Below are 600 nucleotides of genomic sequence, written 5' to 3'. Positions count from 1 at the left end.
CCCCAGACAACATGCCATCCGGAGGAGGCAAGGAAACGTGTTGCGCCGCCTTTCCCAAGAAATGGCGTCCTGGCCTGAAGGTCACGGTGCGATGGATTGCCAACAAGAAGCTAGACGGTATTGCTTGGGGGGCTTGGTACAAAGCCGAAGCAGAGATGCCCGAGTATGGCCCAAGGGCAGGCGCACTCTTTGCCATCTTTCTTCCCGGAGACCGCGTGAAGCTGATGGTGCAGGACGGTAACGCAAATGGACACAACAGTCTTGAAGTCAAACCAACTGACGGCGACCCTTATGTAGCCACTGGAACGGTGGACGAAGAACTCACCCGCCAAGACGAAGAGCGTCGCGAGAAGCAACGTCAAATGAAGATCGCCCGAGAAGCCGAATTGGCCCGCGAAGCCGAACCCAGAAAGCAAGGGGAGACAAGCCAATGAAGTCTCCTGCGAACAAATCAATCACATCAGCCCTGTTCTTTAATCGGAGCAACGGTTTATGAAAACCCAATCGATCAGGTCACTTTTGCTGATCAGCCTCGCCCTGCTTGCCGGCTGCGATGACCGCGCGGCCATGGCGGCACGGGATGATGGCGACCCCATGCAA

The 600-nt window shown here is 56.3% G+C and carries 1 protein-coding gene; it reads left to right on the top strand.

Going from position 1 to position 600, the window contains the following annotated elements; translation table 11 throughout:
• On the top strand, positions 1–434 hold a 434-nt coding region (locus tag AAHM38_RS25485; RefSeq protein WP_342234428.1), incomplete at its 5' end, for a DUF3304 domain-containing protein.
• Positions 435–600: the final 166 nt, after the last annotated feature.

The organism is Ralstonia sp. OTU4908, from assembly GCF_038440115.1.
GTDB classification, from domain to species: domain Bacteria; phylum Pseudomonadota; class Gammaproteobacteria; order Burkholderiales; family Burkholderiaceae; genus Ralstonia; species Ralstonia pickettii.
The sequence above is the reverse complement of the archived record's forward strand: the minus strand, read 5'-3'. Positions and strand labels throughout refer to the sequence as shown.